Origin of the sequence: Streptomyces sp. AP-93, assembly GCF_022808175.1 — a bacterium.
Lineage (GTDB): Bacteria > Actinomycetota > Actinomycetes > Streptomycetales > Streptomycetaceae > Streptomyces.
Map to the genome: position 1 here is coordinate 1 of NZ_JALGBX010000037.1, position 16,358 is coordinate 16,358.

At 64.9% G+C, this 16,358-nt stretch carries 14 protein-coding genes; 13 read left to right on the plus strand and 1 reads right to left on the minus strand.

The genetic code is table 11. From position 1 onward, the window contains the following. Nucleotides 1-70 precede the first annotated feature (70 nt). Nucleotides 71-511: a LysM domain-containing protein gene (locus MTF69_RS38855; protein WP_243341411.1), complete on the minus strand. Its 441-nt coding sequence runs from the start codon at nucleotides 509-511 to the stop codon at nucleotides 71-73. Between the two features lie 278 nt (nucleotides 512-789). On the opposite strand from MTF69_RS38855, the gene MTF69_RS38860 reads away from it, so the two are divergent. The 13 genes from MTF69_RS38860 (at nucleotide 790) to MTF69_RS38920 (ending at nucleotide 16,358) form a co-directional block, all read left to right on the plus strand. Further along, the gene (locus tag MTF69_RS38860; protein WP_243341412.1) at nucleotides 790-1,704 is read left to right on the plus strand and encodes a hypothetical protein; all 915 of its coding nucleotides are present in this window, start codon (nucleotides 790-792) and stop codon (nucleotides 1,702-1,704) included. Between the two features lie 107 nt (nucleotides 1,705-1,811). Then, a complete protein-coding gene (locus MTF69_RS38865) occupies nucleotides 1,812-2,858 on the plus strand; it encodes a hypothetical protein (RefSeq protein ID WP_243341414.1) in 1,047 nt (348 codons plus the stop codon). Nucleotides 2,859-2,895: 37 nt separating this feature from the next. Further along, nucleotides 2,896-3,279 carry an HU family DNA-binding protein gene (locus tag MTF69_RS38870; RefSeq protein ID WP_243341416.1) on the plus strand — a complete coding sequence of 128 codons (384 nt, stop codon included), beginning with the start codon at nucleotides 2,896-2,898 and terminating at the stop codon, nucleotides 3,277-3,279. Nucleotides 3,280-3,796: 517 nt separating this feature from the next. Next, complete coding sequence (locus tag MTF69_RS38875) at nucleotides 3,797-5,038, plus strand: AAA family ATPase (protein ID WP_243341417.1); 1,242 nt, start codon at nucleotides 3,797-3,799, stop codon at nucleotides 5,036-5,038. Nucleotides 5,039-5,148: 110 nt separating this feature from the next. Further along, nucleotides 5,149-6,834: a hypothetical protein gene (locus MTF69_RS38880; RefSeq protein WP_243341418.1), complete on the plus strand. Its 1,686-nt coding sequence runs from the start codon at nucleotides 5,149-5,151 to the stop codon at nucleotides 6,832-6,834. A 514-nt stretch (nucleotides 6,835-7,348) separates the two neighbouring features. Continuing rightward, a complete protein-coding gene (locus tag MTF69_RS38885) occupies nucleotides 7,349-7,915 on the plus strand; it encodes a methyltransferase (RefSeq protein ID WP_243341419.1) in 567 nt (188 codons plus the stop codon). Nucleotides 7,916-8,065: 150 nt separating this feature from the next. Then, nucleotides 8,066-9,973, plus strand: a complete 1,908-nt coding sequence (locus MTF69_RS38890) for an AAA family ATPase (protein WP_243341420.1) — start codon at nucleotides 8,066-8,068, stop codon at nucleotides 9,971-9,973. A 308-nt stretch (nucleotides 9,974-10,281) separates the two neighbouring features. Then, nucleotides 10,282-10,494: a hypothetical protein gene (locus MTF69_RS38895; protein ID WP_243341421.1), complete on the plus strand. Its 213-nt coding sequence runs from the start codon at nucleotides 10,282-10,284 to the stop codon at nucleotides 10,492-10,494. Between the two features lie 436 nt (nucleotides 10,495-10,930). Further along, nucleotides 10,931-13,735, plus strand: coding sequence for an AAA family ATPase (locus MTF69_RS38900; protein WP_243341422.1), 2,805 nt, complete (start codon nucleotides 10,931-10,933; stop codon nucleotides 13,733-13,735). Between the two features lie 127 nt (nucleotides 13,736-13,862). Beyond that, on the plus strand, nucleotides 13,863-14,021 hold the full coding sequence (locus MTF69_RS38905; protein ID WP_243341423.1) for a hypothetical protein: 159 nt from the start codon (nucleotides 13,863-13,865) through the stop codon (nucleotides 14,019-14,021). A 100-nt stretch (nucleotides 14,022-14,121) separates the two neighbouring features. Continuing rightward, nucleotides 14,122-14,529 (plus strand): SsgA family sporulation/cell division regulator, encoded by a 408-nt coding sequence (locus MTF69_RS38910; RefSeq protein WP_243341424.1) that lies wholly within the window; start codon nucleotides 14,122-14,124, stop codon nucleotides 14,527-14,529. Nucleotides 14,530-15,008: 479 nt separating this feature from the next. Further along, on the plus strand, nucleotides 15,009-16,091 hold the full coding sequence (locus tag MTF69_RS38915) for an AAA family ATPase (RefSeq protein WP_243341425.1): 1,083 nt from the start codon (nucleotides 15,009-15,011) through the stop codon (nucleotides 16,089-16,091). Nucleotides 16,092-16,187: 96 nt separating this feature from the next. Further along, nucleotides 16,188-16,358 (plus strand): hypothetical protein, encoded by a 171-nt coding sequence (locus MTF69_RS38920; RefSeq protein ID WP_243341426.1) that lies wholly within the window; start codon nucleotides 16,188-16,190, stop codon nucleotides 16,356-16,358.

Below are 16,358 nucleotides of genomic sequence, written 5' to 3' on the forward strand. Positions count from 1 at the left end.
CATCGTCCGCGGCTACTTCGGCGGCCCACACGTCCGCTACGTCCTGGACGAGAACCCCATGAGTTTCTGATCAATAGATGAGATCCGGATTCTGGATCTTGTTCGTCTCGACCAGAATGTCGACCGGCACCCTCGTCGTCCCCGAGATCGCGGTGAGCGTATCGCCTGACTTGATGGTGTACGGCTTCGCCTTCGGCCCGGGCTTCGTCTCGGCCGGTGCGCCCGATCCGTTGGGCTTGTCCTCGTCGCCACGACCGGGCGTCGAATCCTGACTCGCCCTGCTCTCGTCCTGCTTCCCCGTGCCGCCCTCGCTCGGTTGCTGGGCGCTGCCGCCTCCGGCGTTCTTCTCGCCGGGATTCCCCGGTGCCTCGACCGGAGCGTGATTGCCCTGCAGCGCCTGAATGAAGCCGCCGTCGGACGTCACGAGCTGCATCAGGCCCCATCCGGCGAAGAACGCCGCTCCACCCACCATGACGCTGGCGGCGATGAGGGGTCCGTTGCCGAAGCCCATCGGGCCGGCATGACTCCCGGCAGCTGCTCTCGTCTGCGCCGACGGCTTCAATGCCGTCCCCGCTGGCCTCTGAATTGTAGCCGTCATCGCTGCCCCAACTCCTCTGCGAATAGCGTGCGCATCCATTCTGCCCGACATCGACATTCTACTCATAACCGAATCCAAGTTGATAGGATAAGGGGTTGAGTGGCATTCGGAACCCTATCCAATAGGACGCCAATGAGCCACTGAACCCCTGAACCGCCGACTGTCAGACCGAGCGAAGGAACCACACCGCCATGGCCAACTACTCCATCTCCGCCAGCCAGATCACCGAGGGCAAGAACGTCTTCATCCGCGGGAAGCTCGGCTTCTCTGTACTCGCCCGCCTCATCGAGGGTGCGGAGCTCGTCGCCAGCGACCAGCGCAGGACGACGAACGGCATGAACCCCGTCGGCAGGCCGCACACCACCGCGACGATCGTTCACGCCGAGGTCCAGTTCGCCGATCCGAACAACCCCACCCTCGAAGAGCAGTTCGTCTCCGAGCGCCGCTACGACTCCCCGAAGCGGCCCGAAACCGGACCCAACTACGCCATCGACTCCAAGGGCAGCACCCTGCCGGTCATCGCGATCCCTTCTACGAAGGGCGACGGCACCTACGACCAGGACGAGTCCGGCCAGGAGCTCGAGCAGGGCCTTGACGTCACGCTTGTGTTGCGCACCTACAAGCCGAAGAACTTCAACAACCGCGGCCTGGCCCTCGAACAGGTGATCGTTCACGAGGCGCCGCGCTACTACAATGCCGGCGGCGTAGACCAGGCTGAGCTGGCTGCACGTGGCATCGTGCTCAACGGGACGCCGCGCCCCGTTCAGGCCACTCCTGTCAGTGTTACCCCTGCGGCCGCCGGCCCGGTAGCGACCGAGGTGGAGGACGGCCTGTCCTTCCCGGCCCCGCAGCCGGCGTCCGCACCTGTGGCCGTGGCCGCGCAGTCTCCGGTTCAGACCGCCCCGGCGGCCGTCGCAGTTGCTCCCGCTCCTGCTGCCTCTCCGGCTCCTGCTCAGCAGGAGACCTTGGAGCAGAAGCTCGCGCGTCTTGAGGCCGAGAACGCCTCCCTCAAGGACGCCGGTTCGGCCGTGGGCTCGCCTGCGGCCACCGGCCCCTGGAACGGCTCCGGCCCGGCCCAGCAGGCGGGGATCACCTACCAGGGCTGATCCACGCTGGCCAACGATGAGACCCCGGTACTCGCATCCGTGCAGTACGGGGGTCTTGTCTTTCTCTTCCCCTCCTGACTTATCTGATCGAAAGTGTGCGTCCCACGATGACTCCATCCGACCCTCATGCCTGGTTCCCGCAGTTCTACGGCAACCCCGCGATCCGCACTCTCGCCAGTGCCTGTCGGTGGACCATCTCCGGACAGATCGGAGAAGAGACCTCCGACGATCCCAACAAGCCGCCGAAGCGCAAGGCCCCGATCGACGTACGGCACCTGCTCGACGGCTGCATGCCCAGCTGCCAGCATGCCGGCCCGCTACGCGGAGCCTTCGCCCTGGACGAGACCTGCCTGCTCACTCTCGACGAACTCACCGCGGCGATACCGAACGCTGCGAACGCCGCCTTCTACCTCCAAGCCCAGACTGACGGGCTGCTCGTCCTCGACGTCGAGGCCGACTGCCCGCCAGGTGTGGCCACAGAACTGCTGCGGCTGCCGGGCATCCTCTACTCGGAGCTGTCGATGTCCGGCCAGGGTTTCCACCTCGTCATGCCGCTGCCGAAGAACTTCCACGACTTCCCCGTGGCCGTCGGCAAGCGCGTCCTGCGTGAGGAACACGGCTGGTACGAGCTGCTCCTGGACCACTGGTCGACCTTCACCCGCCAGCCGGTGCCCGATCTCATCGTCGCTCACGTCAAGGCAGCAACTAGCACGCCGGCCTTCGCCTCCATCGAGGACCTCTACGCGCAGCTCGCCGTGAACGCCAGCGAGAGCTCCGGTATTTCAGCATCAGCTGTCAACACCGCCGAGGACATGCCCGACATCCCATACTCGCAGGTCATTGTCGAGCAGGCCCTGGCCGGTGCACGCCACCAGCTCCGGGATCCCGGCGATTTCAACCACGACCTGTCCCGCTGGGAGTTCTCGGTTCTCGGCTCGCTTTACGGCTGGATGCGGATGCAACTGCGCGCCTACAGCGCCCTCGGCGTGGAGTACTCGACGGGCGACATCGCGTGGTTGCTCTACAAGGCGGCGCTCGACGTCATCCCTGCGCGCCCCAAGCACAACGAGCGGCGCAACGGCCGGCCCTTCCTCCTCGACCGGGCGGCTGCGCTCGTGGCCGACCGCGAGGCCCGCTCCCCGTCGCTCGATTGAGGACGCACCTGCACGTTCGATCTCACAGGAGTCATCCATGTCCCGACGTGTACGTATCACCACCAGGCTCAACACCACGGACCTCGCGCACGCGCTGGCCCTGGAACTGGGAATCAGCTACGGCGAGGCCCGCACCGCCGTCAGGTCCGTGTTCGGCCTCATCAGCCGTGCCGCGGCCGGAGGCCATGACACCGCCATCACGAACTTCGGCACGTTCGTCTCTTCCCGGACGCGGAAGCGCATGGCGCGCAATCCGCAGAACGGAGAGCAGATCGCCGTCCCGGCCCACCAGACGGTCCGATTCCGTCCGTCTCCGCGACTTGCCCAGTCGGTGCGCAGCGGAGACTGTAAGGCCGGCATCGGCAAGCTCACCAAGGGCAGCCCGCCGGTGCGCCAGGCGTCGACCCAGGCCCTATCGTGACCGGCTACAGCGGGTGCGATGACGTAACGCGCGTGTATCGGCAAACCCCTCAACGACTTCTGCCGCACCGCAACGAAGGCGACCGGCTGCGGAGGTACATCCAGCAAGACCGCGCAGTGCGGGCGACTTGACCCTGGGGTCTCACCAACGCAAGATCCACGCCGATAGAGCGCTGGCGTGATCCGCTGCTGCACGAGCTTGACGCGGGTGACTGGCTGTCCGCAGCTGCAGCTGCTGCTGGCGGAGTGTGGGGCGGGTGACGAGTGCCGCGGCAAGACGCCTGAGCACCGGTCAGGGACAGAGCTGGATCGCGCGGAGCGCGATCGGGTGGCGATGTGCAGCGGAGCCCCATCGCCACCAGTCCTGGGAGTGCAGGCCTCTACCCGGATCAGTCCGCACAACGCACGGCCGCGCCACAGAGCTGCCCTTGGCCTATTCGGCCTCAACGGCACCGAGAGCCGCCCCTTCTTCTGGCACATCGCCTCTTCTCCTGCCCGCGCACAGAAAAGACATCGACATGAAGTTCAACGACGCCCTGACGACCCTCATCAAGCAGGCCCTTGAGGTCGGCGCCACGCCCGCTCTCATGGGCGAACCCGGCATCGGCAAGTCCAGCTTCGTCGAGGACCTGGCCTACTCCATGGGCACGCAGGCCTTCACGCTGCCGTGCAACCAGCTCGCCGACAAGGCCGACCTCACCGGTGCCCGCCTGGTGCAGTACACCAAGGACGACGGCACGCAGAGCTACAAGCAGGTCTTCTACCCGCACCAGGTGATCCAGGAGTGCATCGACTACGCCGAGAAGAACCCGCGCGAGTGGCCGATCCTCTTCCTCGACGAGATCAACCGCACCACCTCCGACGTCACCTCAGGCGCGCTGACCCTCGTCACGCTGCGCCGTATGGGGTACGTCGAGCTGCCCAAGAACGTCCGCATCGTCGTGGCCGGCAACGACAAGGGCAACGTCACCTCACTCGACGAGGCAAGCCTGTCCCGCTTCGCGATCTTCCGCGTCGAGCCCGACGCCGCCACCCTCATGTCCGTCCTCGGCGACAACATCAACCCCTGGGTGAAGACGGTGCTCACGCAGTACCCCGGGCTCATCTTCCAGAAGTCGACGCCCGAGGCCATCGTCGCCGACGGCCAGGACGACGACGACAACGGCAACGTCACGATGGCCGAGCTGTTCGACGGCGGCGAGGAGATGAACCAGCTCACCACGCCGCGCACCATCGACAACGTGTCGAAGTGGCTCAACGCGGCCGACCAGCAGCAGCTGACGCAGTACCTGGCGACCCCGATCCAGATCGGCGACCGCGAGACTACGCTGCTGAACGAGGCCATCGAGGCCTACGTCGGAGACACCATGTTCACCACGCAGCTCGTGGCCACCATCGCCCAGGACCTGGCGAACAACGCCGGGGGCGTGCAGCAGCGCCGGGTGAACGTCCCGAAGCCGAACTGCTACCAGAGTCTGAAGGCCGCGGCGACCGTGACCGACATGGCCGCGGTCGTCGTGACGCTGACCGACAACGAGAAGTCCGGGTCGCTGCTGTACGCGCTCAAGGAGAGCAAAGACAACGCGCGCCTCATCGAGCAGCTGGCCCAAGCCATGACCCAGATCGAGCCGGAGCACACCCGCACGCTCATCGAGTTGGTGACCAGCCAGCAGATCGACCGCCAGAACCTGGAGGCCTTCATGGAGACCGACGCTCCGATCGTCAACCAGGCCAAGCCGGTCCTCTCGGCCTTCCTCTGATCGCTCGCTCACCGGTGGTGGGGGCCGCTGCGGGCTGCAGTCCTTGCTGCACCTCCCCACCACCGGCGGCGCCAGGGCGCCGCCTTGTCCTCAGAAGGAGACCACGACCTATGACGATCACCGTCACGAACCAGAAGCCGGCCGTACTCGACGCACTGCACACGATCTTGTGCACCGGTGACTACGACCCGATGCCGGCGATCCGGCAGACTCTCGTCGACCCGCTGCTGGAGCCGCTGAACCCCAACGCCCCAGCGAGCATCACCGACGCCCAGGGTGCCGATCTGACGGGGGACATCCCGGATCTGGTCCTGAGCTGCCTCGGCGACACGCTGAACGTGGCCGGCGAGCAGACGGTCAAGGAGGTGCTCGGGCAGACCCTGATCAACTTCGACCAGGGCACACCGCTGCCGGTTGCCGAACTCTTCGCCGTCCAGGCCGGGCAGCAGAACAAGATGCCCGCGCCCTCCCCGCGGGTGCTCTACACCGCTCAGGCTGATGTCCTCCCCGCCGCGAAGGCTTTGCTGGCGGGGACCGGCGACGAGAGCGCCTTCTTCGCATCGATCGCCTACACCTTCCACCCCGACGCCCTCGGGTTCTGGTTCCAGTCCTCCGCGGCCTTCGACGACTTCAAGATCTGGCTGTCCCAGCAGATTCAGACGATGGCCAGCGCGCTGCCGCCGACCACCACCAAGCTGCTAAACGACTTCACAGCCCTGTCCCTGAAGGGGCTCACCGAATCGCTGCTGGTGCGCAAGGACGACTCTGACGCCAACGATGAGCACTCCTTCGCTCGGGTGCTCGTGCACATGCTCATGAACTACGTCGAGCAGCGGCGAGCCCAAGCCAGCCAGCAGAAGACTGCACTGGACACCGGCGTTCTGCCGTTCACGGTCGGAGAGCTGTTCTGCCCGCGCGCCCTCGTCCTGGTCAACGTCGAGGCCCACGCCCGGGCCACCGCGGCGAAGATCACGGGGGAGTGGAACCTCATCAACCAGTCGCTGGCTTCGCCAGTAAAGGTTGTCTCGAACACGTCACTGTCCAAGCTCACGTCGCTGCCACGGGCCGCCGCCCGGGCCGCCGCCCTGGGAGCTAAGCAGCAACCGGGCCAGCCTGGCAGCCGTAGCGCCCAGGTGGCGTTCCGCAAGCAGCCGCCGAGCAAGCTCGACCTGTTCAAGGACATCACCCGTGTGCTGCGCCGGATGGGCAAGGTCAACAGGTCGCAGAACATCTTCCGCACGACGAAGGCGACCTTCCTCAAGGCCAACCGCCGGACCCCGGACGACTTCAACAAGCCCGGCCGGATCACCTCGGTGCAGTACATGCCCGACCTGCACATCTACATCGACACCTCCGGCTCGATCTCCGAGGAGAACTACCAGGAGGCGGTCATGATGCTCATCCGGATCGCCAAGAAGCTCAACATCAACCTGTACTTCAACTCGTTCAGCCACTTCCTGTCCCAGGAGGTGATGCTGCGCACGGAGAACAAGTCGACGGCTCAGATCTGGAAGGAGTTCCGCAGGATCCCGAAAGTCACGGGCGGAACCGAGTACATGCAGATCTGGCAGTACATCAACGTCAGCCGGGTGCGCCAGCGCAGGCTCTCCCTCATGATCACCGACTTCGAGTGGTCGCCGCCGTCCAAGCGTCAGGACCACCCGAAGAACCTGTACTACGCGCCGTGCTCCGCCATGGACTGGCCGACCATGGTGGACCTGGCCAAGCGCTACGCAGACTCGATGAAGCACATCGACCCGAGCATCCGGCAGAGGCTCCTCGGCATGGTCGTCTGACCCTGCATCCCCCAAGAACAGCCAAGAGCGGTGCCGTGCGGCCAACTCCGTTGACCGGCACCGCTCTTGGCGACGCTGACTTCCTCTCTCAAACATCACGCCGAGCAACCCGCACTGAAGGAACCTCCGATGCGAATCCCCGCGGATGTGCTCGCAGCCCTGTCAGGCCGTACCAAGACTGATGGCCATCGCCTGACGCTCGTCGGCCCCCGATTGCCTCCCGCCCTGTACCAGCGTGTCAACGAGGTACTCGAAGCGGTCGGCGGTCGGTGGACGAAGGCTGAGAGTGCGCACCTCTTCTCTGTCCGCGCCGCCGAGGCGCTCGCCCCAGTGCTCACCACCGGTGAAGTCGTGACCCCGGGGGAGAAACGCACCCTCGCTCAGTACTTCCCCACACCCGCACCCGTTGCCGGCCGCCTCATCGCCCTGGCCGCCCTTGAGCCCGGCATGACTGTGCTGGAGCCGTCCCGCCGGCTCCGGTGCCATAGCCACAGCAGCAGCCCGCGGCGCGATCGTGGACTGCATCGAACGGGACCCCAGCTACGCCACTGTCCTGTCCGATAAACATGTGGCACGCCGGGTGCTGGTCGCCGACTTCCTCACGGTCCCGGTCGAACCCCGCTTCGACCGGGTGCTGATGAACCCACCGTTCACCCGTGGCACCGACATGGCCCACGTTGCCCACGCCCTACGGTTCCTGAAACCGAACGGGCTCCTGGTGTCGGTCATGTCGTGGACCGTCACTGAACAGACCGACAGCACGGCAGCCTTCCGAAAGCTCGTGGAACAGCCTGGTGGCCACGTCGAAGCACTTCCGGCCCGGGCGTTCGCCCAGTCCGGGACGACCGTCGACACCGTCCTTGTCGCTATTCCGGCCACTCGTCCGGGCGGCGCGCGACCGACGGTCTGGCCGGTGCATGACATCCCTGTTGGGGATGCGGAAGAACTCAGAAGCCCCGCCGACATCGCCGCGGAGATCGTCTCTGATCTTCGCAAAGCCGTCGCCGCTTTCGAGAAGGTGGCCAGCGGGCTCACCAGATCTGCGCCCACCACCGTGCCAGACGACATCGAGGTCAGCTGACCACGCCGCTCGTCGAAACCGTCAAGAGCAGTGCCGCTTTTGACGACCCCTGGCTTTCCCTCTCACTCATCCATATCCCTGCTCGGGACACCGTGGCGCATCCACCCAGCGCGCCACCACGCCGAGCGACCCGCACCGAAGGAGGACCCGGTGGGTCTCAGTAACTTCACACCCGGCGGCTCCGACGACAACAAGGGCAACGGCGGTGGCAGCAGCTTCCCTCCTCAGTTCCCGCCCGGGGGACTGCCGTCCAGCAGTGGCAGCGCCGATGACGTCAAGGAGCTCCTCGTCGACTACAGCGAGAAGTTCAAGAACGCCGATCCGACCATGTTCCGTGACACGCTCATCGGGCAGGTCCTCTCGGTCATCATCAGCAAGACCAAGCCCAACGCTCTGCTGGTCGGTTCCGCCGGCGTCGGCAAGACGAAGATCGTCGAGGACATCGCACGGCGCATCGCGCTCGGCGACGCCCTCATCCCCGACCAGCTCAAGGACTACACGATCTACGAGCTGCCCATCACCAACATCATCGCCGGGACCGGCATCGTCGGCTCGCTCGAGGAGAAGGTCAAGGCGATCGTCGAGTTCGCCTCGGACCCCAAGAACAAGGCCATCCTGTTCATGGACGAAATCCACCAGATCACCGGTGGGTCCGGCAGCCACGGCGACGCCGTCGGCCGCAAGATCTCGCAGATCCTCAAGCCGGCCTTGGCCCGCGGCGACATGTCCGTCATCGGTGCGACCACCAGCACCGAGTCCCGGGCCTTCGACGAGGATCCGGCCTTCGCCCGTCGCTTCACCCGGCTCATCGTCGACGAACTGAGCGTGGAGCAGACGCTGGCCGTCATGACCACGGTCCGTCCCGGCCTGATGGCGCACTACCGTCACCAGATCGGGGTCTCCGACGACGTCCTGACCTCGGTGGTGCAGATCGCCGAAACGAACTCCCGGGCTGGCCAGCACAGGCCGGACAACGCCATCACGCTGCTCGACAGGGCGATGGCTGATCGGGTCTTGGAGCAGAAGAGGCTCATCGTCCAGGCCGAGGTTGCCGGCGACACGGCACTCGCGCAGACCTTGCGGTCCATGGCACAGGTGCCGCTGACGAACAACCGTGTGCTCGACGTGGCCAAGCGCCTGATGACCGGAAACGCCCAGCGCAAGGACCTCGACGTTGACGCGCTGAGCGCCACGCTCACCAGCAGCCTGCAGGGCCAGGACGACGTACTCGCCAAGCTCACGGACCGTCTGGCCCGCGAAGAGCTCGCCCTGTTCCCGACGAGGACACCCACGACGTGGTTGTTCGCCGGGGCCTCGGGTGTGGGTAAGACTGAAGCGGTCAAGATCATCGCCGAGGAGACGACCGGCAGTGAGCCGATCATCCTCAACATGACCGAATTCCACAGCCCGTGGTCGACGTCAAAGATCATCGGCGCACCTCCCGGCTATGTCGGATCGGACTCCAACCAGGAGCTCCCGTTCGACACGCTGGAGTCCAACCCCCACCGGGTGATCTTGCTCGACGAGTTCGAGAAGGCCGACAAGGCCGTGCAGCGCCTGTTCCTCTCGGCGTTCGACGAAGGCTACATCCGCAACGCCCACGGCAAGATACTGGACTTCTCCAAGGCCCTGGTCATCTGCACGACCAACGCCGCCCGGGATTCGCTCGACGGCAAGATGATCGGCTTCGGCGACAACCCGAAGACCGTCTCTAACCAGAGCCTCAACAAGGCGCTGGGGCAGTTCTTCGACGCCGAGCTGTTGGGCCGGTTCTCACTGGTCGTGGGGTTCAACCCCATCGACCGGCAGACCTACCGGCAGATCATGGCCGCCGACTACGAGCGGCAGCGTGAGCGGATCGTCGAGGCCAAGCCGCGGCTGGCCCAGGCGTTGCCCGTGGTGATGCCCGACGACGAGCTGCGCGCCATCGAAGAGACCACCTATGTGGACTCCCAGGGTGCGCGGCCGGCGCGGAAGGCAGTTCGCACCTGGATCGAAGACTACCTGCTCGCCGCCCAGACCGGCGGCGCAGCCTCGGCATCCCCGTCGGACGACTGAGCAGGCGTCCGCATCGCACCGGGCGTACCTCACCCGCACACCCTCATTGCTCAGGAAGGGCGGTCTCCGTTCGTTATGACCTGGATAAGGACTCTCAACGCAACGTCCCCACAAGGGCAGCAAGTGGAGTACTGGCAGAACCCGGGAGGGGGATACTCCCTGGCCGAGTCCCCTGCGCGGGTGCAGGTGTCCGGTCGCACCGTGGTCAACGGCTGGTCATGTGATGGCGAGACGTATGCGGAGTATGCGCGCATCGTGCGCGAGGGGCACACCCCTGTCAGTACCGACGCGTACGAAGAGGCGTGATCATGAAGTGGAACGAGTGCGAGAGCGGCATGACCGTGCGAGACACCCGCACCGTAGAGATGTTCAAGGTCGTCGGTCGTCGTGGAGTTACCGACGACGGCATCGCCACTGCCACCGACTGCGGCGTGTGGGTCGAGCAGATCGAGCCGGACTCTGACGGCATCAAGGAACTGTGGGTCGTGCACTGGTCGCACCTTGAACGCGTAGCCGACTGATCCGCCGGAGCATCGGGCGCACTCCTCACCGGGGGCGCTCCTTGCCTTGCCCCTGGGATCTCGATCCCGGCGATGCTGCCGTCGATGGTCCCGACCGGCGATCGGACTCGACCTCGAAGTGAGGTGAGCTGCCGCTGATGAACGACCGCGCGCCTGGGTAGCGCGCGGTGTCCGGGGCGTGGCTTCGCCACATACCTCGGATTCAGGGGCCTAACGGCCCCTGACGGGTGGGTTGAGAGGAGCACGGGCGGGGCGCGTTGGCTGTCGATGGCCCCGCCCGTGTTCGTACCTGCGCCCGTGATCCAGCCCTGTCGCTGCGCTTTTCGCTCGCTTTCGAGCATTCGACTGGTTGTTCACCTCTTGTCGGAATTACTGCGTGAAGTGATTCACGCTTTCTCTCAATCCGCCTCTCGATCCACCGAAGAAGGGCAACGACATGCCTGTCCTGCTTGATGACCTCGATCTCTCGGCCAATGCCGTTGCTCACAAGGCCGTCGACCCGAAGTTCTTCTCCTCGAAGCTCACCGGCAACGGCAAGAAGATCGGCCTGCTCAACGAGTCCGTGCTGCCGATCAACACTGCTACCAACACCGCCTACGCCATGGCCGCCGATGTCGAGGTCAAGCAGAGCTCGACACAGCACGACATCACTACGACATCGATCCCGCTCGCACCGATCACGCGCCGCGCTCTGAACGCAGGCGGGTCCTTCACCCTGCCGAGCCAGCACGTCGACGACCGCTTTGTGGTCGACACCTCGTCCAGTCGATTCGACGACTGGGACGTCGCCTTCGATATGACTCCGCAGGCGCTCGTGCTCTACGAGGACAAGTCCGGCGGCAAGTCCACGCGCGACCTCGTCGTCCAGTACCGGATGGAGCTGTACTTCTTCAAGGAGGGGCTCCCCGAGCCCGAGCGCGCGACCGCAGTCTCGCGCTCGGTCGGCTACGGAAACCACGACGCTGCCGTCTTCCTGCAGTGGGACACCAGCCCGCTCGAGAACGCTCGCGACTACGTTCAGGACGTGCTCACATCCGCCGGCCTGACTGCCTCCAACCTCGGCGATGAGTTCGACGAGTGGATGCGCCAGTACCCGATCTACGAGCGCATCACGCGCCTGGCCCAGATTTGGGACTCCGAGACGATCGCCGACGAGATCTGCCGCTACATCCAGGACATGCCCGCGGGCCCGACGGAGCAGCAGCTGAACATGCTTGCCGTCCAGCTGCGCTACCTGGAGAACTACAGCGTCCCGCTGGAGGCATACCGCCAGATCCACAAGCAGATCGATGCGGCCTTCTCCGACCGGATCGCGACGACGCTGTCGAAGCAGAACCTCAGCCTGCTGATGAACCACACGCTCGACCACCTGGAGCACATGAAGGCTCAGCTGGTCGTACCCGCGCAGCCAGCCACGCCTCCGGCACTGCCAGCCCACCTGTCCAAGCAGCAGCTCGACGCGCTTACCACGCACGAGCCGTTGGTGATGACGCAGGCGGGAGCCGGAACCGGCAAGTCGACCGTGATCCTCGAGCGCATCAAGTACCTCAAAGCCTGTGGGGTCCCCGCCTCTGACGTCACGGTGCTGTCGTTCACCAACGCCGCGGCCGACAACATCACGGAGAAGAACCCGGACGTCGGCTCGATGACGATCGCCAAGATGATCATCGACATCTACTCGATGAACCACCCGAGCCACAAGGTCTCGGCAATCGACACGATCATCAACTCGATCGACATCTTCTACCCGAACAGCCAGTTCGCGGCGACGTTCCGCTACCGCCTGCTGGAGGTCGACCAGAACAGGACCGGTGCCTTCACCGCCCTGAACACGTTCGTCGAGAGCCACTTCGACGAGGTGATCTCCCTGCTCGACCGCATCGGGCAGACGTCGCTGGAGCTGCAGATCATCATCTGCTACCAGAAGATCGACGACATGGCCGAGCCGGCCCACGTGCAGTCGAAGTACCTCATCATCGACGAGGTGCAGGACAACAGCGTGTTCGAGTTCATCTACGTGCTGAAGTACATCACCAAGCACGCTCAGTCCCTGTTCATCGTCGGCGATGCCTCGCAGACGCTGTACGAGTTCCGCTCAGCGAACCCGCGCGCGCTCAACACGCTGGAGGGTTCGGGGGTCTTCGCGACCTTCAAGCTCACGACGAACTACCGGAGCAACCAGGAGATCCTGGACTTCGCGAACGTCGTGCTCGGCGGGCTGGAGACCAACCAGTTCGCCAACATCCAGCTGCAGGCGAACTCGCTCGCAATGCCTACGGCGGACTCGTTCCAGGAGAAAGTCACCCTGGAGTACCGCGAGGTGGCCAGACTCACTGGGTTCGTCACCCAGGACCTGCAGGCGATCGTGCGCAACACGGTCATCCCCGACTACGTGGAGAAGTGCCTGGACCGGGGCGAGCAGGTGGCCTTCCTGGCCTACTCGCGCCGCGAGGTGTCCTTGATCCAGGATGTGCTCGAAAAGCGCTACCCGGGCCACCGCGTCGCCTCTCTGGTTAGCGACCGCGTCTACGCCACGGACATCTTCTCGAAGTACATCAAGTTCTTCTGGAACGACGTCCTGCAGGCACCGCCGACCAACGCCGCGTTCGTGGTCTCCCAGGGGATCAAGGACAACATGGACAAGCTGACTAAGAACGCTGCCAACGCCAACGTTGAGAAGGCGATCCTGCGCACGATCTCCGAGTGGTGGATCGAGAACAGCGCGACCATCAACGGCTGGGTCACGCTCTGCCACCAGGGCACGCTCACGCACAAAGCGTTCTTCGATCGGCTGCGCGACAACCTGCTCTCCTTCGAGATTCAGCGGAACCAGCAGAAGCTGAACATCAACAAGCAAAAGAACCAGGAGCGCAAGCGAAAGAACCTCGAGTCCAAGGCCGACCTGGTCGTTTCGACGATCCACGGTGCCAAGGGTCTTGAATTCGACAACGCTGTCGTCCTCTACAGGGAGGACACGAAGATGACCCAAGACACCAAGCGGATGTTCTACGTCGCCTTCACCCGCGCCATGAAGAGCCAGTACGTACTCGGCTACGGCACCGTGAAGAACCCGCCGATCCAGAGCAGTTACGAGCAGATCGTGACGGCTCTGATCGAGCGCGACCAGAGGAACGCCGCTCGAGCCCTGGGCGTCGATCCGGATCTCCTGGACGACAACGACAACGACAGCGCTGCTCCCGGCGGCGCTGACGACCGCTCCGCGGTCACTGCGGCCGTCTGACCAACCGCCGCCACCACCCCATGCCGCGGGGGTGAGCGTCTCGCTCGTCGAGAGCACCCGCCCCTGCGGTCTTGCACGCTTCACACCCCCGAATGACGCAGTCCCGAAGATCTCACCATGACTGTGCTTGGTGTACAGGGCGCCTCCGCTGGGCCCGGCCCGGCCCGGCACGAAGTCGTACGGCGGATCGTTCGTCGAGAGCCTCGCCGAAGCCTGGCACTACCTCGACCAGATCGTCATCCACCGAGAAGGCCGCTTCGCTGTCAACGTCCCGGCAGAACGCTAGGCGCAGCAAGCCGAATTTGCCATGTCTCCCTCACGAATCCGGCGGGACGGTGGCGTTTGCGTATCGCCGGGCGTTGCCGCAGAAGAACAGGAATCCACCCATGGACTTTCCCGGACTGGAACTGAAAATCCGCATGTCGCTCATGGCCGACCCGGACTCGCATATTTGGGTCCCCGCGCGGCTCTACTACAACAAGGCGGATCCCTACGCGGTGCAGTTCTCCTTCGACGTCACGCCCGACCATGTGGTCCAGTGGACGTTCGCTCGGGAACTGCTCGACCAAGGCCTCGCCGCACCCTCCGGCATCGGCGATGTGAAGATCGCTCCGATCGACCAGAACCGCCGCTTCAGCATTGAACTGGAATCCCCCGCCGGATACGCACGCCTTGGAGGACCGGCAGCTTCCGTCAAGGCATGGCTCACCAAGACCTTCGAGGTCGTCCCCGCCGGCCGAGAGTCCGAATCCGTCGACATCGACAGCTTCCTCGACGAGCTTCTGCCCCATTGAGCCGAGAACCGCCCCGCACGCTCACAACGGGCCCGGCGCAGGGAGATCCGCGCCGCCATGTCACACCAGCGGCGTGCAGCATGCCTCTGCACATGACCCATCCGCCCACGTTCCCGAAAGGGGGCAAACCTATGGCTACGCACTAAATAAGTCCTGGGGCACCAGCCTGGGGAACGGCGTCGGTGCTGCGCCCGACAGCACAGGCAGGTACAACTCAGTCTGTCGGCACACCTCGACGACCAAGGCATGGTCCAGGTCGGCGCGGCTTCTTCTCCAGCGGAATGTACACGCTCACGCCGGGCGGTCCGTTCCGCTACTCCCAGACCTTCGTCGACGTCATACTCGGCGCCCACCAAGGCAGCTTTGCCGAGCTGCGCAACTCCCAGGGGCCTCATTCCCCCTGGACAAGAGCGGGTTCCGCTCCGTTGAGCACCGCTGTCCTCTCCACCCACTTGCCCCCGCGAAAGCGAGAAATCTCCATGCCCGCATCCACGATTGTCTCCTCAGGCGGGGAGTTCCGCCTCTACGGAGACTCCGTGCAGACCTTCGCCGATCTGCCCGTGGCCACCTACGCGATCTCCTTCTCTCAGGTGGCCGGCTACAGCCTGCGCCAGACGGAGTCGTTGACATCCGCCGAAGAGACCGTCTACGGCAGCCACGCCTCCCGTGTACAGCGGATCGTCACCGGCTACTCCGCCATGGACCGCTCGCTCGGCGTCATCCTCTCCGGCGACAAGGGCATGGGCAAGAGCCTCATGCTCCGCCTGCTCGCCGAGCGTATGCGCGAGGAACACCACCTGCCCACCGTGCTGGTGCAGCACAACACGCCGGGGCTGGCCGCGTTCCTCGACGAGCTGGGCGAAGTTGTCATCGTCTTCGACGAGTTCGAAAAGATCTTCTCCAACGAGGACGACGAGTCGCAGAACCAGTTCCTGAGCCTGTTCGACGGGCTGAGCACGACGAAGCGCCTCTACGTCCTGTCGGTCAACGAGCTGCACCGCGTCAACGACTACATGCTCAACCGACCCGGTCGCTTCCACTACCACATGCGCTTTGCCTACCCCGAGCCCGAGACAGTGGCCGCCTACCTGCGCGACCAGGTACCCGGGGTGGCCGAGAAGCAGGTGGCCGAGATCGTCGACTTCTCCCGGAAGTTCGACATCAACTTCGACCACCTGCGGGCAATCGCCTTCGAGCTGCGCCTGGGCGAGTCGTTCGCGGAGGTGATCGGTGACCTGAACATCAAGCGCAGCGAGCAGGCCGGCTCGCGGATTGAGGCCCACATCACCTGGAAGAACGGCGACCAGGACGTCTTCGATGGCCGTGTCGACCTGTTCAACGGCGACAGCCTGCAGACCATCAACGACTGGGACACCGGTACCGGGTTGCAGTTCCGCATGTGCGACGCCGTCCCGTCCGAGGACGGCTACCAGCTCCCGGATGGCGCCTTCACGCTTACCGACCTTCGTGACGAGGACGACAGGTCGCCCAACGACGAGAAGGACCTTCGTGCCGCCGCGGTGACCCTGCGCCGTCTCCCGAAGTACTCCATCGACTTCTGAGGACGCCCCCATCCGAACCGCCGAGGAGCCACTCCGGTCTCCTAGGCGGTTCGCCGTCCGGCTCACGCGTTCCTGTACAGAAAGCAGCCTTCGACCATGCTCAAGAACCGCATCGTCTCCGAGCCCGACCCTGACGCGGAGCATCGTGAGCCCCGAAGGGCCAACCCTTGCCTCGGCACGGCCCGTCTCGTCACGGTCATCGACGCCAAGGACCTGTTCTGGGCGACCAGGCGTGAGCTGATCTCCTTCGGCAATGACCCGCATTGA